This is a genomic window from Vineibacter terrae (genome assembly GCF_008039615.1).
Lineage (GTDB): Bacteria > Pseudomonadota > Alphaproteobacteria > Reyranellales > Reyranellaceae > Vineibacter > Vineibacter terrae.
Genome location: NZ_VDUZ01000031.1, coordinates 46189 through 70605, shown reverse-complemented (window position 1 = coordinate 70605; position 24417 = coordinate 46189). Strand labels below are relative to the sequence as shown.

Genomic DNA, 24417 nt, shown 5'->3' with positions numbered 1-24417 from the left:
CGACGCTACTGCCGTGGAATCGGCAGCCAGCGTAGGCGTCGGCTCGGCCGGCCATCTACACATAATTTCCACGAAGGAATCTTGGCATGCGATGGCCTGAGAGCAGCCCTGGCCACGACGGTCGAGCACCGGGAATGGATCACGGGTTGCGTAAAGCGCTCTTTGCAGTCGAAGCCTGAGGCATCGCTGCCATGTCGTCGATGAGCATGTACAAATGCCTACCGGTTCTGGTGCAAGCGCATCATGGGAAGATACTTTTAAAGATCCTGAATGTGAGAGCGTGATGGCGTCTGAGCTGATTATCCGGTCGGTCGAAGAGGCTGACGCACTGATGCTGCTCGTGCGAGCTTCAGCCGCACGAGCACGCGACTGGATGTCCACACAGACAGAAGACCCGCTCGAGATGTTGCGGCGGATCAAGTTTGAGCCCGTCGGCTTCCATCCGATCGAGGATCGCCCACTCAATTTCATCGAGCAAATCAATCAAACCTGGACATTCGCTGTTCCGACTTCTGTGCTCTGCACTTTGTCTGGCATACCTAAACGCTACCACGCCGCCGCTTCCGCGAGGTCGACAGGTGGGATAGACCCGCCGCCCTGAGCTATGACCGAAATCACTTGGGCCCAACTCGTCGCCTTGGCGTTCGGTAGCAGCGTCTTGGTGAAGGTGCTGGACATCCTCTATCAAGAGGTCCTCCGGGCCCGGGCGAAGCGTAAGAGCGCCGAGGAAGTCACCGACCAACACGTCTTCCCGTTCCTGAAAGCAGCGGGCGAGTTGCTCGGAAAGCTGCATACGCTCGCCAATAAGGACTTCCAACCGATCCAAGGCATCACGCCGAACGAGAAGTGCCTCTCGAACGCAGACTTCGGCAGCTTAGTCTACCTCTTCGGCATGTTCTGGTCCCGCGTTGAGACACTGCGGCAAGGTGCGTCGTTCGGAACGATCCCTGGCGCGCTCGGGATGACAGCTCAGGACGTATCAGAGAGCAGTGAGTCCGGGTACCGGGCGCTTCGCCGCTTCGCGCGCCTCCGGCTCGTTCAGCGCCTTCATGCCTCCCCTCCCACGCCCAGGTAAGTCGCGGTGATGTTCGCGTCGGCGCGCAGCTGCGCCGGCGCGCCCTCGAACACCACCGTGCCGTGGTCGATGACGTAGACGCGGTCGGCGAGCTGCAGCGCCATCTCGGCGTTCTGCTCCACCAGCAGCATGCTCACGCGCTGGCTCTTCAGCTCGCGGATGGTGTCCATCACGGCGCTCACCACCAGCGGCGCGAGACCCTGCGAGGGCTCGTCCAGCAGCAGCAGCTCGGGCCCGGTCAACAGTGCGCGCGCGATCGCCAGCATCTCCTGCTCTCCGCCCGAAAGCTCGCCCCCCTTGTGGCCGAGGCGCGTCTTCAGGCCCGGGAAACGCTCCAGCACGCTATCCATATGCCAGCGCGAGCCGCGGCGCTCGGCGATGGCGAGGTTCTCCTTCACCGTGAGGTAGCTGAAGATGTCGCGCGTTTCCGGCACCATCGCGATGCCCTTGCGCGTGATCACGTGGGGGCGAAGGCCGGCGATGTCCGCTCCCTTGTAGAGGACCTGGCCGCGTTTCGGTGGCGTAAGGCCCGTAATGCTCCGCAGCGTGGTGGTCTTGCCCGCCCCGTTGCGGCCGAGCAGGGCGACGACCTCGCCCTCGCTTACGCTGAGCGAAAGGCCATGGAGGATATGTCCCAGCCCGTAGAATGCATCCACATTCTTCAGTTCCAGCATCAAGCCGCTACCCCGCCGAGGTAGGCGCGGCGCACGTCCGCGTTCTTCTGGATCTCGGCGGGCGTGCCCTCAGCGATGAGGCTGCCGAAGTGCATCACCGAGATGCGGTCCGAGACGCTCATGATGATGTCCATCTTGTGCTCGATCAGCACCATGGTGTAGCGGCCCTTGAGCGCGCGCACCAGCGCCACCATGCGGCGCGTCTCCTCGGGCGAGAGGCCCGCGGCCGGCTCGTCCAGCAGCAGCACACGCGGCGCCGCGGCAAGCGCGATCGCCAGCTCGAGCTGGCGCTGCTCGCCGTGCGAGAGCTGGCGCGCCAGCTGGGTTGATTTCTGCTCGAGTCCTACGTCCTGCAGGGCCTGCCTGGCGCGCCCGGTCACTTCGGCATAGTCACTTGTTTTCTTGTGCAGCAAACCCTTCCAGGATTTCCCTGTCGCGAAAGCGGCCACCCACACATTGTCGAAAAGGCTGAAGGCGGGAAACACGGTGGTGCGCTGGTAGGAGCGCGCCAGGCCGAGGTGCGCGACGCGGCTCGCCGGCGTTCCCGTGATGTCGTTCTGGTCGAAGAGGATCTGCCCCGATGTCGGTGGGAAGGTGCCGGTGAGCAGGTTGAATAGCGTGGTCTTGCCCGCGCCGTTGGGGCCGATGATGGAGTGCAGCGAGCCTGCCTCGACGGCGAGGCTCACGCCGTTCACGGCGGTGAGCGCGCCGAAGGACTTGGTCAGTCTCTTTGTTTCGAGGAGCGCCATGTCCAGAACCTCGTCCAGGCTTCAACCAGGCCGCCGCGCAGGAACATCACCACCAGCACGAAGGCCACGCCGAGCAGCAGCGGCCAGCGCGCCCACACCGTGCTCATGGACTCGGAAAGCCAGATGAACACGAACGAGCCGATCACCGGCCCGTACAGCGAGCCCGAGCCGCCGATCAGCGTGGCGAAGACGACGTTGCCGGAAAACACGAAGCTGATCGCCTCCAGCGGCACGATGCCGAACAGCATCGCGTAGAGCACGCCCGCGAGGCCCGAGAAAGCGCCGCCGACAACGAAGGCCAGCAGCTTGAAGCGCGGGACGTTGTAGCCCACGGCTTCGGCGCGCACTTCGTTCTCGCGAATCGCCTGCAGGATCTTGCCGAGCGGCGATTCGGTTATTCTTTTCATCAAGAACAGCGCAAGCAAGAACAAGAGTGATACGAAAGCGTAGTAGATCAGCGGGTCCTTGAAGTCGATGCCGGCGAGCGCCGGCCGCGGCACGCCCGGCATGCCGTCCTCGCCGCCGGTGACGCTGGTCCACTGGTAGGCGGTGAAATAGAAGAGCTGGTTCAGCGCAAAGGTGAGCATGATGAAGTACAGGCCCGAGCGCTGCACGCACAGGTAGCCGACCGCGGCCGCCGAGAGCGCGCCCACGCCGATGCCCGCGACAAGCGCGAGGAAGGCGTTGATGCCGTGCACTTTCATCATCCAGCCCGCGACGTAGGCCGCCGAGCCGAAGAAGGTGGACTGGCCGAAGGACAGCAAGCCGGTGTAGCCGAGCAGCAGGTTTGCGCCGAGGCCGAAGATGGCGAAGATCCAGATCTCGGAGGCGATGGCGGGACGCACGACGAGGGGCAGCAGGAAAATCGAAATCAGGATCAGAAGAAAAGGCTTTTTCATCGGATGCCGAACAGTCCCTGCGGGCGTACGAGCAGGATTACCGCCATCACTGCGTAGATGACGACCGTGGAGGCTTCCGTCCAATAGGCGGCGACGAGCGCCTGCGCCACGCCGATGATCAGGCCAGCCGCGATCGCGCCCAGCAGGTTGCCCAGGCCGCCCAGCGCGACCACCACGAAGGCGATGCCGAGCATGTCCGGGCCCATGCCGGGATTGAGGCCGCGGATCGGTGCGGTGAGGGCGCCGGCGATGCCCGCCAGCCAGGCGCCCAGCCCGAAGGCGACGGTGAACAACTTCTGGATGTCGATGCCCAGCAGCGACACCATTTCCTTGTTCTCGATGCCGGCGCGCATGATGGCGCCGTAGCGCGTCTTCTCCAGGAACAGCCAGGTCGCGAACACCAGCACACCCGCGGCCATCATCACGAACAGCCGGTACTTCGGGTACATGGTGAAGCCGAGGTCGGCGCCGCCGCGTAGGATCGCCGGCGGCAGGTAGCTGGATCCGATCGGCCCCCAGATCAGGATGATGGATTCGCTCAGGATCAGCGCCAGGCCGAAGGTGAACAGCAGCTGGTAGTCGTGGCCGGCGGCGTAGAGCCTGCGTATGCCGGCGTATTCGATCGCCAGTCCGAGCAGCGCCACGCCGACCGGCGCGATCAGCAGCGCGATCCAGAAATTGCCGATCGCCACTGCTACCGTCGCCAGCAGATAGGCGCCGATGGCGAACAGCGCGCCATGGGCGAAGTTCGGGATGTTGAGGATCCCGGTGACCAGCGACAGGCCGAGCCCCATCAGGGCATACAGCATGCCCGTCGCGATCCCGTTGAGGATCTGTGCGGCGACGAAGCTCAAAACCTAGAACCCACCGATGTCCTTGCAGGCGGCGTATTCCTTGGGCAGCGGCGCGTCGCCGGTGGAAATGATGTCAGCGAAATCGGTCTCGTGCTTCATGGCCCCCTTCTGCTTGCAGCGCATGAAGAAATACGGCCGGATGTTCTGGTGCGTGGCCGCGTCCATCCGCATCGGCCCCACGATGTCGTTGATCTCGATGCCTTCCAGCGCCTTGACCACGTCCTGCACCTCGGCGGACCCGGCCTTGTCGAAGCCTGCCAGCAGCAGTCGTGTCATCGAATAGGCCGCCGAGGGCGCGTAGCCGGGAGGATTGCCGAACTTGGCCTGGTAGTTCTTCACGAACGCCTTCGCGCCCGGCGTATCGGCTGTGTAGTAGAAGTTGGAGCCGACCCAGACGTTCTGCCGGATCTCGGGAGAGAGCTGCACCAGCTCCTCCACGCCCGAGGACCAGGTCATGATGAGCGGCACCTTCGGTGTCAGGCCGAAATTGAACATCTCGCGCGCACCGGAGACCGCGTCGCCTCCGAAGTTGATCATCGCCACTGCGTCGGGCCTGTTGGCGGCGGCCTTCTGCACGTAGTTGGAGAACTCGCGCTCGCCCAGTGGATGCCGGTCGGCGCCGACGAACTCCAGGCCGTGCGCCTTGCCCACCTCCTTGATATACTTCTCCACCGACCAGCCGAAGGCGTAGTCGGCCACCAGCAGGTGCCAGCGCTTGGCCTTCGGGTTAGCCTCCATGAAGGAGTCCACCACCGTCTTCGCGGCGGTGTAGGGGCTGGCCGCCCACTGGAAGGAGTAGCGATGGCAGCGGGCGCCGGAGATATCCTCGGTGCCGCCGCTGAAGAGGTGCACCACCTTCTTGCGTTTGGCGACCTCCGAGACCGCGAGCGCCACGCCCGAGGACCAGGGGCCGACCACGAACTTCGCGCCGTCGCCGTCCACCGCCTCCTCGACGCGCCGCGTCGAGGTGCCGGCCTGCGTCGCGCCGTCGCGCGTGATGTACTTGACGGGGCGGCCGAGGATCATCATGCCGCGTTCTTCCAGCGCCATGCGCATGCCGCGGTCGTTGATCGGCCCGACATCGGCGAAGGCGCCGGTCTGGTCCCACAGGCCGAGGATCACGATCTCCTTCGCCTGCGCGCGCACAATGGCCGGGAAGCCCAGCACCGCCATCGCTCCGCCCGCCTTGAGGATGTGCCTGCGGCTGCTTCTGCTCATATCCCCTCCCGAGCGAACCCGAGAAGCTGTCGCGGCTCCAGGGTCCCGATAGGGCCGAAGACGTCGGAGTATCGTCATCGCGCATCACCTGCGGCAAATGACAGTTCGTGGATGTGTCCATCTCTTCCGATGTGGTGAATCCGCTTCGATCGTCCTGCTGCAAAGTCGAAGCCAACGATCGGGAGAGGCGACATCGGTATTGCTCCCTTCAGTGGTCAGCAGGGAGGGTCGAGACCGCGTTCGATGATGCTCGCTTCGAGTCTCGCTCTCGGCAGATTGAAAGCGGCGGCACGGCGCGATGATGACATCGCTCGGCCGCGTCGTGCACCGCTACTACTGGGACATATTCAATGTCAGGCTATTTTCACGACTCATAATCTATTCATGACCTTTTTACAACTGATAGATAACGGCCGTTCGGTACTTTGTCCTTCTTAGCCAACATTGGCGCCTTCGAAGCAATCTGCCGCCGGCGCACAGTGTCGCTGCCAGCGGATATCGGGAACATGTGCTCCATCAGCAGCCGCATCAGTCGGACGTCTCGAAGGGATCACATCGATGATCCGCCTCTCGTGGTCCTGACTCGCGGTGGAAGTCACCGGCCCGGATAGCCGACCCGGTCCTTGATGTGACCGAGCGACTCCAGCATTGCGACGATGGCGTCAACCTGCTCGCTCATGCCGTAGCTGCCGTCGAGCTCATAGGCCTCGACCTCGGCGCTGACCAGCAGCGCCGCGAGCTCGCGGCAGCGCTCGGCATCGATCACCAGCAGGGCCTTGAAGCGCTCAAACCAATCTTCGTCGCTCGTTTGCAGCTTGTCTTCAGTCACGTCGCTCATGAGCCCCTCCGCACTGCGTGAGGTCGTTGTCGATGGTCAAGGCGTTGCCGCGCAGATGCGAGGCGCAATGGGGGTGCCGGCGTGCCTCATGCAGGAGGTCGTCGAGGCACTCGATGCATTCGAGTTCGTTGCTCATCGCCCCTCGCCTCGGGACGCCCGGCGCCGAGCCACCTTTGTAGCGCCTGGCCGCAGGGCGCACCAGCACCGCCGTCAGGGCGATCGCATATGGTGTCGGGCTGCCGAAGATAGGCGACGTTTTCTACCTTCCCCCGCTTGCGGGCAGGGCATTCGCATATGACCCCGCTGTCATCCCGAGCGCCCGCGAGGGATCTCCTGCGGCAAGGCGCACGGTGCGCAATTCGCGGAAGATCCCTCGCTACGCTCGGGATGACGGGCATATGTGAATGCCCTGCCCGCAAGCGGGGGAAAGTAAACGCCCCAGCACCGCCATAACGATGCCATGCCGTCGCCGTTTGGCGTCCTGGCGGAGGTCATTGCGTAATCGATGTTGTCCCATGTGCGACGGCACTGTTCCGCGGCTGGACCCGACGTCCATCACATTCTGGAAGGCGACGCAGAAAGCTGCCAGGATGCGGCGTCGGAAGTCAGGGGAGACGACGCTCCGGCGTGTCGATCTCGCCTGCGGGCCTGCGGGTCCGACAGGCGGGCATGTTCGAGGCGCCGGCCGAGGTGATCGAGCAGCAGCAATTCTCGCCATTGGGTCCGTAGAGCGGGAAAAGGCCGCACTTCATCGGGCGCCGGTTCGCTGGCCGACATATCGCCCCCAAGCTTGGTCCGCACTGCCTGCGCGTTCCTGTGTCGCCACGAAGCGTCTTAGGAGGAGATCATGCAGCTTGGCGCGTCAATGCCGGTGAGCGACATCGGCACCGGCCCCAACGTGCTGCGCGACTACGCGCAGGCGGTCGAAGGACTTGGGTACGACTACCTGCTGGCGGCCGATCACGTGCTCGGAAAGAACCCCGTCGCCACGCTTCGACACGGCGCCAGCACCGGCGTATCCATCGAGCACGCACGTCGGATCGGGACAACAGCGCTTGCCTTTCACGATCCGCTGGTCCTGTTCGGCTTTCTTTCCGGTTGCACCACCAAGATTGGCTTCGCTTCGGGCGTCCTGATCCTTGCGCAGCGACAGGCAGCCATCGTCGCCAAGCAGGCGGCTTCACTTGACGAGTTGTGCGGCGGCCGGTTCCGTCTCGGCATCGGCGTCGGCTGGAATGAGATTGAATTTCAGGGCCTTGGCACCGATTTTCGCACGCGCGGCCGTCGATCCGAAGAACAGGTTCGCTTCATGCAGGCGCTCTGGGCAGAGCCGCACACGACCTTCCACGGCGAGTTCCACCACCTCGACGATGGCGGGCTTACCCTGCGCCCGAAGTCGGGCCGTGTTCCGGTCTGGTTCGGCGGACACGCGGAGGCAACGTTCCACCGCGTCGCCAAATACGGCGACGGGTACATGCCGCTGAACTACGCACCGGGTGATCAAGCCCTGGCTGCCTTTGAGAAGCTCCGTACGCTCATCCGTGAGGCCGGTCGCAGGCCGCAGGACGTGGGCCTCGAAGTATGGGTGTCCCCTGGCGCCGGAAGCGAGGATGACTGGCGGCGGGAAATCACCTTCTGGAGTACCGCCGGCGTCACGCACGTGACCGCGCACACGACCTATGTCAGCGATCATCACCGACGTGTCAGTGGCCGCACCGCAGCGGAACACCTGGCAGCGCTCACCCGCTACCGCGCTGCTGTGGCTGACCTGTTGTAGATCCGTGGAACGAGATGATCGAATGATCGGCCGTCGACCTGCAGCGTTGGGACTTCCGCGACGCTGCTCGGCTCGATCCCGGTGGCGATCATCTATTCGTTCTTCATCGAGCGCTACTACTTGGAATCACGGGTCGGTGACACACCTGTCATCCCGGGCGCCCCTTCGACAGGCTCAGGAGAGGGATCTCCCGCGGACGGCGCACCGTGCGTCCCTCGCAGGAGATCCCTCGCTCCGCTCGGGATGACAGTGGCGACTCACCTTTCACCGATAGCGGGCACTACGGCGCGGGACTGACGGCCGGCTCCGTCAAGGGTTGAAAGACCCTTCACTTTGCCCGGGATGCCAGGGCAGAAGTGTGAATGCGACAGGTCTCTTCAGCGCCGGCGGATCGCGGCGTCGTCCGCGTTGCGTGCGCGCGTTCTCATCGGCTGCTGCTGGAAGGTGGGGCCGGCGCGACGCCGCCATCCGGCGACATGCCCTTCAGGAACTTGAAGAGGTCGCTTCCCGTAGAGAGCAAGAGGGTCGTGTTCTCGCCGATCATCGGCTTGTAGGCCTGCATCGTGCGCGTGAACTCATAGAACGCGACCGCTTCGGGGCTCTGGTTGTAGGCCCTGGCGTAGATCTCGGTGGCCTTTGCGTCGGCAAGACCCCGGATCTCCTCGACCTGCCGATAGGCCTCGGACTGGATCTTGTTCAGGTCGCGCACGCGATTGCCGCGGATCCTGGCGGCCTCGCCGTTGCCTTCCGACAGGAAGCGTTCCGCGATCTGCCGCCGTTCGCTGATCATCCGGTCATAGATCTTCGGCCGCACGCTTTCATTGTAGTTGATCCGCTTGAACCGGATATCGAGCAATTCGATTCCGAACACGCGGACCTTGGCGGCAGCCTCGGCAAAGATCTCCTGCTCGACCAGCTTGCGTCCCTTCTGGATCGGCACCAGCGACCCCATTTTGAGCTCCTGCCCCGGGTCGGCCAGCAGAGCATCGCGCAGGGGCACGCGGTCCTTGGTGGTGCGGATGATCTCGATCAGCTCATGCTTGGCGACAGCGTTGCGGGTCTCGCTGCCCAGGATGTCGTCGAGGCGGGATTGGGCGCTGCGTTCGTCGTGCAGCCGCAGGAAGTACTGCAGAGGATCCACGATCCGCCAGCGCGCGAACAGGTCGACCGAGATGTAGAGCTTGTCCTTGGTCGGCATGTCGGACGGGTTGCCGTCCCATTCCAGGACGCGCTTGTCGATGAAGTTGACGTCCTGGATGAAGGGCGTCTTGAACTTCAAGCCGGCGGTCGTCACCGGATCGCCGACGGGCCTGCCGAACTGCGTGACGATCGCCTGCTCGACCTCGCTCACCGTATAGATCGAGCCCATCGCAAGGTACATCGCGATGCCCAGGACCGCCAGCAGAGCGATCAGCCTGATCCTGGTCATGGCCGGGCTCCTTTGTGGGAGTCGATGTCCAGCAATGGCAGGATGCTGCGCGCCTGCTCGTCGATAATGATCTTGGAGCGTATGCCCGGCATGACGTCCTGCAGCGTCTCGATATAGATGCGGCGACGCGTGACCACGGGGGCCTTGATGTACTCCGCCAGCAGGGCGTTGAACCGGGCAACGTCGCCTTCCGCTTCGTTGATCCTCTTGAGCCGGTAACCGTCGGCCTCGCGGACCCGCTGATCCTTCTCGCCCTCGGCCAGCGGGATCACCTTGTTGTAGTCGCGCCGCGCTTCGTTGATCAGCTTCTCCTTCTCCTGCTGGGCCTGGTTGACCTCGTTGAACGACGCCTGCACCGCTTCCGGCGGATTGATGTTCTTCAGCTGCACCTGATCGATGCTGATCCCCATTTCGTATTTGTTCGAGAGCGCCTGCATCTTGGCCAGCGCCTCCGCCTCGATCTCCTGGCGGCCGATGGTGATCACCTCGTCCACGGTGCGATCGCCGATGACTTCCCGCATGACGGATTCGGAAACATCGCGCAGCGTTTCCTGCGGCTCCCGAACGTCGAAGAGGAATTTGACGGGATCGGTGATGCGGTACTGGATGACCCATTCCACCAATGCGGCGTTCAGGTCGCCCGTCACCATCTGTGTTTCGCGCCTGCCATCGCGCGAGGCCTGGTACGGATCGGAGGCGCGCGGGGTCGTGAACCCGAACTCCTGCTTCAACTGCCGCTTGACGGGAACGATCGTCGCCGTGTCGATGCCCAGCGGCAGCTTGAAATGCAGTCCCGGAGGAACGTCCTTGAGGTACTTGCCGAAACGCTGCACGACGGCGACCGAATCGCTCGGCACGGTGTAGTAGGTTGTCCAGGCGCCCACCGCTGCCAGGCCGATGACGGCAAGGGCGATGACCCGACGCGTGCCGCCGGGCGACATGATCTGCCTGACGTGAACCTGACCCAGCCGCAACAGATCCTCAAGATCGGGACCAGGCCTGGTCCCGCGGCTCCAGGGACCGCCCCGCCTGCCGTTGTCGTCCGGTGATAACATGCGAACGGCCTCCCCTTGCGCACGCTCGAGGCCCGGCATCGTGACGCGATCCGCTGCTCGGGCCGCCAAGCCGCTGTCCGCCCTCCACGCGACGCCACCGCTTGCTTGTCGGCTCGCTCCCCCGTTGGCGGCCTGATCGGGTCGAAGGCCTTCGACAGCAAGCGCTGCAACGCCTTGACGCAGACCACGCCCACATCACACAGATGCTGGAGCAGGCTTGCATTCCCGCACGCGACGCCGGTCGGCTTCACCGCGCAGGCTTTGCCGTTCTGCAAGCCTGACCTCGCTGCCAGGAGCTACCGGCCGCGCGCCGATATTAGCGGGAAATCCACGAATGGTGTCGGAGAATCGCCGTCCGCTTGAATCTCAAGCCCGCCCGGTGCTCATAAGCAGGCCCTGCTGATGCGGGACAAGGCAATATTCGCCTTGCCCGCAAACCGGCCATTGGCGCAGGACAAAGGCGTGTCCGCGATGGGCCAGAAGCGGACATCGGGTTTTACTTCAATCAGCGTGCTCGCGCATCAGGTCTGCCAGATGCTGAGCGAGAACCTCGGATTGGCGGCGGATGACCGGAATGGCGGTAATATCCCAAAAGGCACCGCGGGTCGGTGGGCCGAGGGCGAATAGGCTCCGAGAGACCGTCCCCGGCCGGCTGAGCAGTGCGCCCGCCCGCGTTACGTCGAGCCCGAGCCGACATTCATCCGGCCGCGCCAGCCCATCACGCAGTATCGCTTGGGTCAGTGGATCGTCACTGCGGGCCGGATCGGTACACGGGCCAGAACAATTCACCACTCGGCCTACCTCGAGCCTCGTGTCACGCCCGCCGCGCAGACGAAGCCACACGGCGTTCGACTCGCACTGCGTGATTCGGCCCGCAAGAATGTGCAATTGGCCGCTTGTGCACGCGGCGTCGATCCGCGCAGCAACTTTTTCCGGCATGCGCTGGCGATGCACATCCCACCACGGGCGGAGGTGGCGCAGGAACCGCTGCCGCTCTGCGAGTGACAACGACCGCCAAATATCTTGGAGGAAAGGGAACACCGCGTCGATCACGCCCCGCCAATTCCCGCCACTGGCATCCGCTTCCTGACGCACGAAGCGCGTGAGTTCGCCCAGACCAGCATGGAGCGGCAGTTGGATGGGCATCACGACGCTGGGACCGTGAGAACGCGACAGCAGGCCGCGCCGCGACACCGTATAGATCAGACCGACGTGCCCCTGGTCGAGTAAAGTGATCACAGCATCGACCGCCGTCGGTCCGGTGCCAATCAACAAGACTGGCAGGCCCGGATCGAGTGTCGCGAATGCGTCCATCCGCCATGAATCGGGGCGCCAGAATGGCGCCTCCTTCAAGCCTGGTGCGTCCGGCGTCGCGGGACGATCGTTGCCAGTCGCGAACACGACTAGACTCGCCGGTAGCACCCGCCCCGAGGCGCATCTTAGCCGAGACAGGCCTCCCCTAACCTCGATCGATACGACTTCCTCGTGCAGTATCTTGGGCGCAGGCTTCACAGCGATCAGCAAGTCGCGCAGATAGGCACCATATACGCGCCGCGGCGCGAAGGCCGATCCTGCTGCCGGCGCACCGTCCAGAATGTGCGGGGACTGGCGCTGCATCCAGTCGACGAAATGATTGGGTTGATCGTCGAACGCGCTCATGCGGCCGTTCGGAATGTTCACGAGGTGGTTTGGGTTCTGTGTTGAATAGGCCAGACCGACGCCAAATTGCGCGTTGCGCTCGATCAATACGATACGGGTGCCCGCAGGAACCTTCCGCGACAGCTGTAGCGCAAGCAGCGTACCGCTCGCTCCCGCGCCGACAATGGCGATCGAAGGGATGGTCATCGAAACGGTTCTTCGTTGTTCGTGGCCCGCAGAATCTTCCAGGCTGCCCAGAGTATACGACGCAGGATAATCAAATTGACCAGGAGAAAACAGAGTCCGCTTCGGATCAGAAGGCGACATCCAGTCGTCACCCGATCAGTGGAGTTGGAACACCGTTTTGAAGAGTTCCTTGACCGTTTGTTTGGCTTCCCTGGTGGCGATCGGATCGTGGCCAATGTGCACGCCGTGAACGACGCAGGCGTCGGTGTAGGTGAATGGGCGCTTCGTCTCGGTGTTTATCAGAAGCCCTTCGGCCTCCTCTTGGATCTTGCAGTTGCGCGCGCTCTGGAATCTGGGCTGCAACATCGCCGGCTGCGCGCCGAGCGGGTTGTCGAACGCGTGCGAGGCGTTCGGATATTCAGTCACCTCAACATCCGCGCCTGCGGCTCGCAGCCGCTCGACATACGCCTTGCAGGCAGCGATCGGGTTATAGTCATCCTGCGTACCGCCGAAGATGCGGATCGGTCGACCGACAACGTCGGTATCGGACAGAAATGTCGTCATGCAATCCGGATAGAACGGAACGTAGGCCGCAAACTCAACGCCTGACTTGTTCCACAACCGGTGGAATCGCTTGAGACTCGCATAGAGCGTGGCCTGACCTCCACGTGAAAAGCCCATCAGCGCGATGCGTGCCGGATCAATGCTCGGATGGTTCGCCAGCACATCGAGGGCGCGATAGATGTCGAGTATGAAATTGAGGCGGCCGAGCAGGGCTTGGTTGGTGTTTACCTCGGTGAGCCCACGCCCGGTGAAGCCATCGAGTGCAAATGTCGAAACGCCGATTTTGTTGAGCTCCCTTGCCCACATCTCGACGTTGGGTGCCATCCCGGCGGAGCCATGCTGCAGTACCACAACCGGCAACCGACCCGGGCTCCTTGCGAGCCGGAGCTGTCCCGAGGTCGTCGTTGCCTTCCCGTTGGCATCACCGCGCAAGAACTGCGTGTCCGAAAGCGTCAGGGTATGAATTGAATGCAGCTCGGTCCGTGCAGCCATATCCTGCAGGACGGGCTCGCCCTTCGCTTCATCAGCCGCCGACAAGTGCCTGTACTCGACATCTGCCGTCAGGACGGCTGGCGGTTTCCGTTCCACGCGCTTGTCGCTCAAGACGCACCTCGGCCCAGGAAATCGAATGCCTTATCTAGCAGAGAATGGGCCGACGTCCGACTAGGCCGAACGTCCGAGATGGGTCAATTGTGTCAGTTTCAGCGCAGGTTGGACACGTCTGCTGGCTCCCAATGACCGGACATGATTGATTCAGAGCGGCCCTTCCGAGTTAGGTTAAAAACGGACTCCTGAATCGCGACAAACAGCGTCGTTACTATTGGCTCATCTGCGCGCGCGAGCAGTGAGGGCGGCACGGTGAGGTCCGACGCGTTGGCGATCTTGATATTGAGGACCGCCATAGGCTTACGCATGGGATATCGTCATGGCGGACTTCGAGAAGCCGTGCGACGATGATATGATCGGCACACCTCGCCGCCGCCGGGAAGGTGGTCTGATTGGGGCAGAGGAGGCCTTCATGTCCAAGAAGCACAAGTCTGGCGAGCCCAAGCTGTCGGTGCTGCGCGACGTCACGGAAGCGGCGGCAATCGAGCAATATTGGCACCTGGCCGACCGGTCAAAGGCACGCACGCCGCCCAAAGACTACAAATACGTCGAAGAACTCGCTCATTTGCAATTCGAGCTCATCAAGCTGCAGGAGTGGGTGCGGGTGAACGGGTTGAGGGTTGCCGTGCTGTTCGAGGGCAGGGACGCTGCAGGCAAGGGCGGTTCGATCAAGCGCATCACCGAGTCTCTGAACCCTCGTATCTGCCGTGTCGTGGCGCTTGGCACGCCGACGGAGCGCGAACGTGGTCAGTGGTATTTCCAGCGCTATGTCGCTCAGTTGCCGACGAAGGGCGAAATCGTCCTGTTCGATCGAAGCTGGTACAACCGCGCCGGTGTCGAGCGTGTCATGGGCTTTTGCACCGAGGCGGAGTATCGGGAGTTCCTTCGCGCCTGCCCGCTGTTCGAGGAGATGCTTGTCCGGTCGGGTATCTACCTCATCAAATACTGGTTCTCGGTGAACGACGAGGAGCAGGAGCGGCGGTTTCAGGAGCGTATCAGCAATCCGATCAAGCGTTGGAAGCTGAGCCCGATGGATCTGGAGTCGCGCAAGCGCTGGGTGGATTATTCCAGAGCCAAGGACGAGATGTTCGAGCACACTGACCTCAAGAAGACGCCGTGGTTTGTCGTGAACGCCGACAACAAGAAGCGGGCCCGGCTCAACTGCATCAGGCACCTGCTCGACCAGATCCCCTATCAGGATATGAAGCCGGTGGAGATCGAGGTTCCGCCGCGTCAATCCGATACGGGCTACAAACGCCCCCAGATGTCGTCCCAGAGATTCGTCCCCGAGGTGTATTGATCGACGGCATCTTTGGGCGTTCACGACTGCGCGGCGCGTTTCGGCACAGGGCTGGGCTTCGGCGGTGGGCTGCGCGGGTCGGACATGAGCCGCCCAACACGAAGGCCGGCGCGGGGTCACCGGCCGGCCTTGGCGCAATCTTCATCCTTGCAATCCTGACGATGCGACACCGTCAGATCTGCTGTCAAGCTTCTCTGCCAGCCAGGCGAAAGAAGCGGGTTTTCTTTGCCCGCATCAGGTGTTTGCTCCGCGCCGCGGAGGACCGACGATGCGGGGATCCCTGGGCGAGAAGATCGGCGAAGGCGCTTCGGCGGACATTCACGCCTGGGCGCCTGGCCAGATTGTGAAGCTGTTCAAGGCCGGCGTCCCGCGGCAGCTCGGCTGGCACGAGGCGCACATGACCCGCGCCGTCTTCGCCGCCGGCGCCCCGGCGCCCGAGGTGCTCGACGTGGTGACCCTGGAGGGGCGCTTCGGCATCGTGCTCCGTCGCCTCGACGGACCGACCCTGCTGCGGCTCACGCGCAGCGGCGCCATGACGTTCGGGCAGGCGGGGGCGATCCTCGCGTCCCTCCTCATGTCCGTTCACAAGACGCCGCCGACATGGGAAGTCCTCCCCCTGCGCGACTGGATGGACGGCGCATTGAGCAGCGCCGGCGGCATTGTTCCGAAGCACATCGCCACCGGCATCCTCGCCCTGATCGAGCGCCTGCGGCCGGGCGACGGGCTGTGCCACGGCGACCTCCACCCCGACAACGTGATCATGACGGCGGACGGGCCGAGAATTGTCGACTGGATGGCCGCGGTCCGCGCGCCCGCCGCTTTCGACCTCGGGATCTGCCACGTCGTCCTGACCGAGATCGCCCCGGCGCTCGTCGACAACCCGCAGCGGCCGCGCGCCGTCAATGCGGCCGCGCAGTGCGCGTACGCGCGGCTGGCCGGCATGTCCCCGGCGGCGCTGACGGCGGCGATGGAGCCCTACCTGCCGATCGTCCGCGTCCGTGTCCTCCTCGGTGGGGCGGCGAGCGCCCAGCGGGAGCGGCTGATCCGGCGCATCGAAGCGACCCTGCGCCCGCAGGACTGAACGCAGCACGCTCGGGACGTCGGCACAGGCGGCGCAGCCACGCGTCGGCCGGCGCCAGTGTCCGCAGGGAGTTGCGGCGTCGACCTCAATCGATCTGCTTCAGCCCCGCCGCGAAGCGGCGCGATCGCGCCACGTAGCCCAGCGTGTCGCTGCGGATCTTCTCGAGCGCTCCCGCCGGCAGCGGCCGGGCCTCCCGGGCCGGCGCGCCGATGATCAGCGAATTGTCCGGGAACTCCCTGCCCTCGGTGACGAGCGCGTTGGCGCCGACGAGGCAGTTGGCGCCGATCCTGGCGCCGTTCAGCACCGTCGCCCCCATGCCGATGAGCGTGCCGGCGCCAACCGTGCAGCCATGCAGGATCGCGTGATGGCCGATGGTGCAGCCGGCGCCGATGACGAGGGGAAAGCCGGGATCGGCATGCAGCATGACCCCTTCCTGCACGTTCGTGCCCTCGCCGATGTCGATCGGCTCGTTGTCGCCGCGCGCGACGGCGCCAAACCAGATGCTGACGTCGGCGCCGATCCTCACCTGCCCGATCACATGCGCACCCGGCGCCACCCAGAACCGGCCATTCCCGGGCAGGACGGGCCGGAAGTCCTCGAACGCGTAGATCGCCATTTCTGCTCCCCGGATAAAATGCTGCCAGCCATTGTAGGGGTGATCGCCAAGGCCCGCGAGGGCGATCGCCCATGCTGCCGTTCACCCCTCGCCCCGCGGCAGCGCTACGGCGTTCACACATCCAGTCCCAGAGAGCTTGCGTCCCGAAAAATAGGACTGTCATCCCGAGCGCCAGCGAGGGATCTCCTGCGAATGACGCACCGTGCGTCTTTCGCGGGAGATCCCTCGCTGGCGCTCGGGATGACAGTGAAAATGTGTGAATGCCGTAGCGCTACCGCGGGGCAAAGAGACACTACACTCGCTGAAGCCCGGATCGGTTCCGGAGGCCGCGTGCCGGCGGGGCGGCGCCGCCCAGCCCGATCGTCTTCAGCTCGGCCACGACCCGATCGAGCTGCTCGCCGGCCAGCCTGCTGCGGCTCAGCGCAGCGCCGAGATAGGTCCAGTAAAGCAGCTGGGCGCGGGTCGCCGCCAGCGCCGGCGCGATGCCCGCCGCCACCAGCAGCCGCTCGATGTATTGCCGTCGCCTGCGGTCGATGTCGCTCACGACGCGTGCGGCCGCAGCGTTGTTGTCGGCCCAGGCGCGCATGCGGACCTCCAGCAGGGAGTCATGTCCGAAGGCGCCGCGCAAGAGCACGTCGAGACGCTGCTCATGTCCTTCATGCCGCTCGAGGCCTGAAATGATCGCTTCGGTCGCCGTCTGCCGCCACTGCCCGATCACCCGGGCATGAAAGGCCTCCAGGTCCGCGAAGTGCCAATAGAAGCTGCCGCGCGAGACTCCGAGCCGGCGCGCCAGGACATCCGCCTTCAAGGCGTGGAAGCCCTCCTGCGCCAGTGTCGCCAGCGCGAAATCGATCCAGTCCTGCACCGTCAGCCGTTTGGTCATGAGGTCGCACCATACAGTCCTGTATTGAATCCCGCAATCGGCGCGAATAGGCTCTCCATACACTCCTGTATGGAGGTGGCAATGCGGGATATAGCACTTCAGGCCGCGGGCGTGCTGGCGATCCTCATCGCCCTCGCGCACGGGGCGATCGCCGAGCTGCGCGTGTTCGCCCGATCGCATATCGAGCCGCGATGGACGCGCCGCCTGCTGCGGATGGTCTGGCAGGCCAGCACCATCGACTGGATCGGGCTGGGCATCCTGCTGATCGCCGCGCCGGCATTCGGCTCGGAGGACGCACGAAGATGGATCATCGCCGTCGCCGTCGTCGTCTACGGGTATGCCGCCGTGGGCAACGCCGTGGCCACGCGCGGCCGGCACGTTGGCGGGTACCTGATGGGCGGTGTCGTTGCCTTGGCGTTGCTGGGGCTTTGAAGCGTCCCGTCGCACCGGCATCGCATTCAAAAGAAGAGCCGCCCGGAGGCGGCTCTCCAATTCACACCTTGTGATTGCGCACGGCGCCACTAAGGACACCTCGCATTGCCCATCATTCTCCGGGCGGCGTGTAGGCACCTGCAACCTTGGCAGCCTTTTCCGCGATGCCCTTGAATTCGCTCGAGGTCCAGGCACGAACGGTCTCGATCCTCGATAACGTGCCACTTGCCGTGACGGCCATTCCCATGGCCACAGCATCCGATCCATCCGCGACTTCGGAGACAATGACGACGTCGTTCGACCCCGTCGTAAAATATAGTGCTATCAGCTTGCCGCCGGCTTTCTCGATCAAGGCTTTGATCGCGCCGGAGCGATCCGAGGGCTTGTCGATCAATCCCTTGGCACCGGACCGGGAATAGGAAGCGTAGGTGATGAACGTAGGCATTTCGGTCTCCCTGTTTAATTAAGATGTCCGCCGAGCAGATCCAGGACGCGGAATTTCCGCGGCTTGATCCAGGATAGCAACCGCACCAGACAACCATCAGGAGTCCCCACCGGACAACTTACTTGCGACCACGCAGCAACGGGCGTTGTGCAGGAGGGCATTGTCGCGCTCCCGCCAGTGTGGGACGCTGGCATCCTACCCCGCGTGATCGCCTTCCGCCATCGGTCAGGGACGGAAAGTGACGCGCATCGGCGATTGGTCAGCTTGCTCACTCATTGTTGATCAAGACGACTCGAGCGGAGGGTGGCATGTCGCTCGTCGAACTCAGGGACGTCATCAAGCGCCATGGCCAGCACACCGTGCTGAACGGCGTGTCGCTCATCGTCGAGAAGGGCGAGACCGTCGCCATCATCGGTCGTTCGGGCGCGGGCAAGAGCACCGTGCTGCGCTGCGTGAACGGACTGGAGCCGATCCAGGGCGGCACCGTCTGCGTCGACGACACGGTGGTCAACGATCCCGGCACCGACCTGCGCCAGCTGCGCCAGCATGTCGGCATCGTGTTCCAGAGCTTCAATCTCTTCCCGCACCTCAGCGTCGAGAAGAACATCACGCTCGCCCCCAATGTGATGAAGGGGGTGCCGCCGACCGAGGCACGGCGCCTGGCCGAAGCCGTGCTTCGAAAGGTGGGGCTGCCCGGGAAGATCGACGCCTATCCCGACCTGCTCTCCGTCGGCCAGCAGCAATGCGTGGCCATCGCGCGTTCGCTGGCGATGTCGCCGCAGCTCCTGCTGCTCGACGATCCGGAGCTGGTCGGCGAGGCACGCAACGTGCTGGAGGCGCTGGCGCGCGACGGCATGACCATGATGCTGGTGACCCACGAGATCGGCTTCGTTCGCAAGGTCGCCAACCGCGTGATGTTCATGCACCAGGGCAAGATCTGGGAGCAAGGCCCCGCCGCCGCGACGCTCACCCGGCCACGCACGCCCGAGCTGGAGACGTTTCTAAGCGCAGTATTGCATTGAGCTCCCCGCTGCTTGGAGCAGCCCGCGCAGGAGGGCCGATTCCGTTCGATTGGGACATGCTCCTGCTCAGGCGCGGGTGACGTGGACCTTGGGGACGCCGCCCTGGTTCCATTTGCCGCCGATGGCGCGCTCGACCTGGGCGGCGAGCTGCAGCAGCAGCCCGTCATTGGCCTGGCGCGCCTGCGCCTGGATGCCCAGCGGCAGGCCGTTCTCGTGCGCCGCCAGCGGCAGGGAGATGCCGGGGATGCCGCAGAGATTGGCCAGCGGCGTGTAGGAGAAGAAGCGCCAGAGATTGCCGAACCAGTCGAGCACCGAGGGGTTGTCGCTGATGGTCAGGAACTCGCGCGTGCCGATCTTCGGCGTCGGCAGCGCCGTGATCGGCGTCAGGATGATGTCCCATTCCTCGAAGAAGGCGCCGAAGCCGCGGGCGGTGGTGTTGAACACCGCCTGCATGCGCGCCCGCTCGGTGAAGGACATGGTCCGGCCGGCCTCCCAGATGCGGATGTTCACCGGCTCCACCAGGTCGGCCGGCGGCCGCTCGTGGCCCAGCGGCGCGATCAGGTTCGTGATCGTCTGCGCGAAGTTGCTGATGTAGCAGGTCGTCTGGGCGGCGAAGGCGGCGCGCAGGTCGACCTCGGGCAGCGCCCAGTCGACGCGGTGCCCCAGCCCTTCCAGGAAGCGGCCGACGCGGGCGAGCTCGGCGGCGATATGCGGCGTGGCGCGATAGTCGCCCCATTCGTGCGACAGCGCGATGCGCAGCGGCGCCGGGTCGCGCTGGATCAGCTCGACATAGGGCTCGGCCGGCGTCCAGTAGGGCATGAACTCGCCCGGCGCGCCGCCGCGGCAGCTGTCGAAGAAGGCGGCCGTGTCGCGCACGCTGCGCGTATGGCAGCCCTGGGTCGAGACCAGCCCGGTCAGGTCGGACGCACCGGGCGCGATCGAGAAGACGCCGCGCGACGGCTTGAGCCCGATGACGCCGTTCACGCCGGCCGGGATACGGATCGAGCCGCCGCCGTCGCTGCCATGCGAGATCGGCACCACCCCCGCCCCCACCATGGCGCCGGTGCCGGCCGAGGAGCCGCAGGTGGTGTAATCGGTGTCCCAGGGATTGCGCGTGATGTAGACGGCGGGGTTCTCGGCCGAGCTGCAGCAGCCGAATTCCGGCGTCGTGCTGCGCCCCATGATGTTGAGCCCGGCCAGGCGGATGCGGCCGGTCAGGTGGCTGTCGGCGGCGGCACGGTTGCCGCGCATCAGCAGCGAGCCCATCTCCTGCAGCCGGCCCTTCAGCGTCGGGCCGAGATCCTTCATCAGGTAGGGCACGCCGGCGAAGGTGCCGCGCGGGTTCATGCCGTCCTTCAGCGGATCGGCCACGACATCGTCGAACACCTCGACCACAGCGCTCAGGGCCGGGTTCGTGGCGGCGATGGCGGCGGACGCTTGCGCCGCCAGCTCGGCCGGCGTCACCTCGCCCTGGCGCACGCGCTCGGCCAGCCCCAGCGCATCGTGCCCCGCCCACTCGTCCCAGCTCATTGCCAACGTCATGTCGTTCCATGGCTCCTGCGTGAAGGCGGCAAGGCTAGAGGAACGGGGCGCGGGGTCAATCGCGTAGGCACGTAGCTCTCTGCCGGCGTTGGCGAAAAATGCACCACAGAGGCACAGAGATCACAGAGGCACACAGAGAGCAGAGTGGAGCAGCATGCCCTTTTCTTTCTCTGTGCCACTCTGTGATCTCTGTGTCTCTGTGGTGAAGCCTTCTTTTCCCGAATGTGCCGATCAGCTCAGAGCACGCCGTCGGCGCGCATCGCGGCGATGTCGGCCGGGGAATAGCCGGCCTCGGCCAGGACCTCGTCGGTGTGCTGGCCGGCCATCGCCGGCGCGCGCTCGACGCTGCCGCCGCCATGCTCGAGGCGGAAGCCGGAGCCGGCCAGCCGCACCGTGCCGTGCGGCGTCTCGATGGATTGCAGGATGTCGCGCGCGGCGAGCTGCTCCAGCTGCACCGTCTGCGGGATGCCCAGCACCGGCGCGGCCGGCGCATCGGCCTGGGCCAGGCACCGTGCCCATTCGGCCGAGGTCTCGCGCATCAGCGCGTCCTCGATGATCTGGTGCAGATCCTTGGCATGCGCGATGCGGCCGGGCCAGTCGGCGAAGCGCGGATCGTCGAGCGCGTCGGCGCGGCCCAGGGCCGGCATCAGACGCCGGAACTGCGGCTCGGTCATCACCGCCAGCACGATCCAGCCGTCCCGGGTGCGGTAGAGGTCGCCGGTCGGCTTCTTCGTGACCGACAGGTTGGCGCTCTGGCCGTGCACGCGGCCGGTGACGAGGTGCTCGCTGACCTGCTGCGCCATGTAGGCCATCACGGCGTCGAGCATGGCGACATCGACCAGCTGGCCCTTGCCGGTATGGCTGCGCTGGAACAGCGCCGAAGCCACGCCGAAGGCGGCGGTGGCGCCGGACATCACGTCGGCGCCGGCGAAGCCCACGCGCGTGGGTCCGTTGGCCTCGAAGCCGGTGATCGACATCAGGCCGGACATCGCCTGGATCATGCCGTCGAACGCCGCCGTGGCGCGCTGCGGCCCGGTCTGGCCGAAGCCCGACACGGCGCAGTAGATCAGCCGCGGGTTGATCGCGCGCAGCACCTCGTGGCCGATGCCCAGCCCGTCCATCACGCCGGGCCGGAAGTTCTCCATCACGACATCGGCCTTGGCGGCCAGACGCTTCACAGCCTCGATCGCGCGCGGCTTCTTGAGGTCGAGCGTCACGGACCGCTTGTTGGCGTTGACGGCCATCCACGGCGCCGCCAGCCCGCGCTTCTCCCAGTCATCGGCGCGGTTGCCGTAGCGCATGTCCTCGCCGCCGGGCGCCTCGACCTTGATCACGTCGGCGCCCAGCAGCGCCAGCTGATAGGACGCGTAGGGTCCCGCCAGCACCCGCGTGAAGTCGAGGATCCGGATGCCGGTGAAAGGCTTGGTCATGGTTCTCTCATTGTCCGGAGCGCAGTGAAGGGGGGCCCTTGCTGGGTGATCGGTCGGGCCGCGTCGCTCCAGCGACGCTCATGGCAGACGATGTGATGTGGAAGAGGCGCCGCTGGAGCGGCGCGGCCCGGCCTCTTGCCAGCGCCGCCAGCGGCAGCCGCTACCCTACCCCGGCCTGCTTGCGCTGGCCGAGCGCCACCTGCTTGGCCTTGTCGAACTCGGCGCGCTTCCTGGCGACCTCCTGCGGGCTCATGCGCTCGACGTTGGAGAAGTCGAGCTTCCAGTCGCCGTCCGCGGCCCAGCGCAGGGGCGACTGCACCGTGGTGCGGGGGCCGACGGCGCTCTGCAGCACCTTCAGCGCCAGGTCGAGGGTGAAGGCCTGGGTGTCGGGCTCATGCGGCTTGCCGGCGGAATTGCCCAGCGGGAAGTCGCTGAACAGCAAGCGCGGCACGCCGGCGTGCTCGACGATGTCCTTGGCAGCGCCCATAACGAGGGTGGCGATGCCGTTGCGTTCCAGATGTCGGGCGACCAGACTCACGGTCTGGTGGCAGACGGGTCATGTCGGCACGAGCAGCGCGGCATCGACCTGGTCCTGCCGGCAGCGCGCCAGGATCTCGGGCGCGTCGGTCTCCAGGGTCACCCGCTGGCTGCGGTTGGTGGGCGCGCCGTGGAAGCGCGGCGCCAGCCTGAAGCGGCCCTCGGCGGCGAAGCGGCGCATCAGCGGCAGCGGGAACCAGGTGTTGCTGTCCGCCGCCGTCGTGTGCTTGCGGTCGTAGCCGATATGGGCGATGCGCGTGTCGTGGTCGACCGACGTGTCGCCCGAATAGACGGTGTAGAACTTGGCGCCGGCGTTGTAGGCCGCGCCCGGCCCCTGGTCGCCCTTGTCGGGCTGGAACGGCGCGGCGGTGGTGATCAGCGCCACCGTGCTGTCGGCCAGCTTCCGGGCCAGCGGCTGGAACGGCGCATCGATGTAGTGCGCCCAGCGATAGGGATTGTCGTAGCCCAGCGCGAGGTAATACTCCCGCGTGCGGCGCATGTACTCGATCGGTGCGTCGTGATCCGGCGCGAAGATGTGCGAATCGGTCATGGGGCGAGGCTAGGGTCCGACGGGCCGTCGGTCAATCGGCATCGGCGCCGCCGTCTCGCCTCTTTCTTGCATACGCTATACACTGCTACCGTTCGGCCCTCGGCGATCGATCCCTCAGAGCGCACGCTTCCCTGCGACATGAACATATGGCTCCCCACGGCATGGATGCGCGGTCGGCGTGGACGACCCGCTCGCGCATGCCCGATGCAGTGCCCTGAGCCGGCCGGGCATGCCGAGGCACGAGCCGCCGAAGAAGAGCCGATCTCCTTCCCGATCACGGCCCCGCCGACGCCCGTCGCTTCGCGGGCATCGCCCGGACGGGTGTGGGCACGGCGGCTGCTGCACGGCGCCGCGTTCGCCCTCGCCGCGCTGCTGCTGCTGCCGGTGGTGCTGACCGGGCTCTATCGCTTCGTGCCGCCGCCGGCGACGCCGCTGATGGTCATCCGCGCGCTCGAGGGCGACGGCGCGTCGCGCACCTGGGTGGCGCTCGATGCGCTGCCGGACGCGATGCCGCTGGCCGTGATGGCGGCCGAGGACAACCGCTTCTGCCGGCATCACGGCTTCGACTGGGGCGCGATCGCGGAAGCCATCGAGGACGCGCAGGCCGGCGAGCGCCTGCGCGGCGCCAGCACGATCTCGATGCAGCTCACCCGCAACCTGTTCCTGTGGCCCGGCGGCGGCTGGCCGCGCAAGGCGCTGGAGGCGCTGTGGACGCCGGTGGTCGAGCTGCTGCTGGGCAAGCAGCGCATCATCGAGCTCTACCTCAACGTCGCCGAGACCGGCCGCGGCATCTTCGGCGTCGAGGCCGCGGCGCGGCGCTACTACGGCAAGAGCGCCGCGGCGCTGTCGGCGCGCCAGGCGGCCGGCATCGCGGCCATCCTGCCGGACCCGCGCGACTGGTCGCCGAACCGCGGCTACGCGGCGAAACGCGTGCCCGTGCTGCTGCGCCGGATGCGCAACATCGCGCCGCTCGCGACATGCGTGACCGGCTGAGGCGGCAATCCCCGTCATGATCCG

General features: G+C 65.4%; 24 protein-coding genes. 8 read left to right on the top strand and 16 right to left on the bottom strand.

From position 1 onward, the window contains the following. Positions 1-283 precede the first annotated feature (283 nt). Together FHP25_RS24525 and FHP25_RS24520 are read left to right on the top strand one after the other, a co-directional pair. Positions 284-601 (top strand): hypothetical protein, encoded by a 318-nt coding sequence (locus FHP25_RS24525; RefSeq protein WP_147849604.1) that lies wholly within the window; start codon positions 284-286, stop codon positions 599-601. Positions 602-661: 60 nt separating this feature from the next. Beyond that, positions 662-1075 carry a hypothetical protein gene (locus tag FHP25_RS24520; RefSeq protein ID WP_178133755.1) on the top strand — a complete coding sequence of 138 codons (414 nt, stop codon included), beginning with the start codon at positions 662-664 and terminating at the stop codon, positions 1073-1075. Here the strand turns inward: FHP25_RS24520 and FHP25_RS24515 are convergent. From FHP25_RS24515 to FHP25_RS24490, 6 genes are all read right to left on the bottom strand, one after another. Then, the gene (locus FHP25_RS24515; protein WP_147849602.1) at positions 1048-1749 is read right to left on the bottom strand and encodes an ABC transporter ATP-binding protein; all 702 of its coding nucleotides are present in this window, start codon (positions 1747-1749) and stop codon (positions 1048-1050) included. The two genes, FHP25_RS24520 and FHP25_RS24515, sit on opposite strands and share 28 nt — an antisense overlap. Beyond that, entirely contained in the window at positions 1749-2498 is a 750-nt protein-coding gene (locus FHP25_RS24510) for an ABC transporter ATP-binding protein (RefSeq protein ID WP_147849601.1), read from the bottom strand. Before FHP25_RS24510 ends, FHP25_RS24515 begins: the two co-directional genes overlap by 1 nt. Then, positions 2471-3481, bottom strand: a complete 1011-nt coding sequence (locus FHP25_RS24505) for a branched-chain amino acid ABC transporter permease (protein ID WP_147849600.1) — start codon at positions 3479-3481, stop codon at positions 2471-2473. Before FHP25_RS24505 ends, FHP25_RS24510 begins: the two co-directional genes overlap by 28 nt. Next, complete coding sequence (locus FHP25_RS24500) at positions 3394-4206, bottom strand: branched-chain amino acid ABC transporter permease (RefSeq protein WP_147849648.1); 813 nt, start codon at positions 4204-4206, stop codon at positions 3394-3396. Before FHP25_RS24500 ends, FHP25_RS24505 begins: the two co-directional genes overlap by 88 nt. A 48-nt stretch (positions 4207-4254) precedes the next feature. Continuing rightward, positions 4255-5469 (bottom strand): ABC transporter substrate-binding protein, encoded by a 1215-nt coding sequence (locus FHP25_RS24495; protein ID WP_178133754.1) that lies wholly within the window; start codon positions 5467-5469, stop codon positions 4255-4257. Between the two features lie 595 nt (positions 5470-6064). Beyond that, positions 6065-6307 (bottom strand): hypothetical protein, encoded by a 243-nt coding sequence (locus FHP25_RS24490; RefSeq protein ID WP_147849598.1) that lies wholly within the window; start codon positions 6305-6307, stop codon positions 6065-6067. A gap of 847 nt (positions 6308-7154) precedes the next feature. On the opposite strand from FHP25_RS24490, the gene FHP25_RS24485 reads away from it, so the two are divergent. Next, positions 7155-8084: an LLM class F420-dependent oxidoreductase gene (locus tag FHP25_RS24485; RefSeq protein WP_147849597.1), complete on the top strand. Its 930-nt coding sequence runs from the start codon at positions 7155-7157 to the stop codon at positions 8082-8084. A gap of 424 nt (positions 8085-8508) precedes the next feature. Here FHP25_RS24485 and hflC read toward each other — a convergent pair whose 3' ends face one another. From hflC to FHP25_RS24465, 4 genes are all read right to left on the bottom strand, one after another. Beyond that, entirely contained in the window at positions 8509-9513 is a 1005-nt protein-coding gene (gene hflC / locus FHP25_RS24480; protein ID WP_147849596.1) for a protease modulator HflC, read from the bottom strand. Beyond that, complete coding sequence (hflK, locus tag FHP25_RS24475) at positions 9510-10607, bottom strand: FtsH protease activity modulator HflK (RefSeq protein ID WP_218578572.1); 1098 nt, start codon at positions 10605-10607, stop codon at positions 9510-9512. The genes hflC and hflK overlap by 4 nt, the downstream gene beginning before the upstream one ends. A 462-nt stretch (positions 10608-11069) precedes the next feature. Further along, positions 11070-12413: an FAD/NAD(P)-binding protein gene (locus FHP25_RS24470; RefSeq protein WP_178133753.1), complete on the bottom strand. Its 1344-nt coding sequence runs from the start codon at positions 12411-12413 to the stop codon at positions 11070-11072. A 135-nt stretch (positions 12414-12548) separates the two neighbouring features. Further along, positions 12549-13559, bottom strand: coding sequence for a dienelactone hydrolase family protein (locus tag FHP25_RS24465; RefSeq protein WP_218578570.1), 1011 nt, complete (start codon positions 13557-13559; stop codon positions 12549-12551). Positions 13560-13881: 322 nt separating this feature from the next. Here FHP25_RS24465 and ppk2 point away from each other — a divergent pair, with 322 nt between their 5' ends. Beyond that, entirely contained in the window at positions 13882-14862 is a 981-nt protein-coding gene (ppk2, locus tag FHP25_RS24455) for a polyphosphate kinase 2 (RefSeq protein ID WP_231712460.1), read from the top strand. A gap of 268 nt (positions 14863-15130) precedes the next feature. After that, positions 15131-15943, top strand: coding sequence for an aminoglycoside phosphotransferase family protein (locus FHP25_RS24450; RefSeq protein ID WP_147849593.1), 813 nt, complete (start codon positions 15131-15133; stop codon positions 15941-15943). Between the two features lie 85 nt (positions 15944-16028). Here FHP25_RS24450 and FHP25_RS24445 read toward each other — a convergent pair whose 3' ends face one another. Continuing rightward, positions 16029-16559 carry a gamma carbonic anhydrase family protein gene (locus FHP25_RS24445; RefSeq protein ID WP_147849592.1) on the bottom strand — a complete coding sequence of 177 codons (531 nt, stop codon included), beginning with the start codon at positions 16557-16559 and terminating at the stop codon, positions 16029-16031. A 292-nt stretch (positions 16560-16851) separates the two neighbouring features. Next, complete coding sequence (locus FHP25_RS24440) at positions 16852-17442, bottom strand: TetR/AcrR family transcriptional regulator (RefSeq protein ID WP_147849591.1); 591 nt, start codon at positions 17440-17442, stop codon at positions 16852-16854. Between the two features lie 81 nt (positions 17443-17523). Here FHP25_RS24440 and FHP25_RS24435 point away from each other — a divergent pair, with 81 nt between their 5' ends. Then, positions 17524-17874 carry a hypothetical protein gene (locus tag FHP25_RS24435; RefSeq protein WP_147849590.1) on the top strand — a complete coding sequence of 117 codons (351 nt, stop codon included), beginning with the start codon at positions 17524-17526 and terminating at the stop codon, positions 17872-17874. Between the two features lie 112 nt (positions 17875-17986). On the opposite strand, the gene FHP25_RS24430 is transcribed toward FHP25_RS24435, so the two are convergent. Then, on the bottom strand, positions 17987-18319 hold the full coding sequence (locus FHP25_RS24430) for a GYD domain-containing protein (RefSeq protein ID WP_147849589.1): 333 nt from the start codon (positions 18317-18319) through the stop codon (positions 17987-17989). A 308-nt stretch (positions 18320-18627) separates the two neighbouring features. Here FHP25_RS24430 and FHP25_RS24425 point away from each other — a divergent pair, with 308 nt between their 5' ends. After that, positions 18628-19341 (top strand): amino acid ABC transporter ATP-binding protein, encoded by a 714-nt coding sequence (locus FHP25_RS24425; RefSeq protein ID WP_147849588.1) that lies wholly within the window; start codon positions 18628-18630, stop codon positions 19339-19341. Positions 19342-19407: 66 nt separating this feature from the next. Here the strand turns inward: FHP25_RS24425 and FHP25_RS24420 are convergent, their stop codons facing one another. The 3 genes from FHP25_RS24420 to FHP25_RS41970 all read right to left on the bottom strand — a co-directional run bounded on the left by FHP25_RS24420 (position 19408) and on the right by FHP25_RS41970 (position 23400). Continuing rightward, positions 19408-20883 (bottom strand): amidase, encoded by a 1476-nt coding sequence (locus FHP25_RS24420; protein ID WP_147849587.1) that lies wholly within the window; start codon positions 20881-20883, stop codon positions 19408-19410. Positions 20884-21119: 236 nt separating this feature from the next. Beyond that, positions 21120-22313 carry a CaiB/BaiF CoA transferase family protein gene (locus FHP25_RS24415; RefSeq protein WP_147849586.1) on the bottom strand — a complete coding sequence of 398 codons (1194 nt, stop codon included), beginning with the start codon at positions 22311-22313 and terminating at the stop codon, positions 21120-21122. Between the two features lie 160 nt (positions 22314-22473). Next, on the bottom strand, positions 22474-23400 hold the full coding sequence (locus tag FHP25_RS41970; protein WP_147849585.1) for a glycine/sarcosine/betaine reductase selenoprotein B family protein: 927 nt from the start codon (positions 23398-23400) through the stop codon (positions 22474-22476). A gap of 204 nt (positions 23401-23604) precedes the next feature. Between FHP25_RS41970 and mtgA the strand changes: the two genes are divergently transcribed. Next, positions 23605-24393, top strand: coding sequence for a monofunctional biosynthetic peptidoglycan transglycosylase (gene mtgA / locus FHP25_RS24405; protein ID WP_147849584.1), 789 nt, complete (start codon positions 23605-23607; stop codon positions 24391-24393). Positions 24394-24417 lie beyond the last annotated feature (24 nt).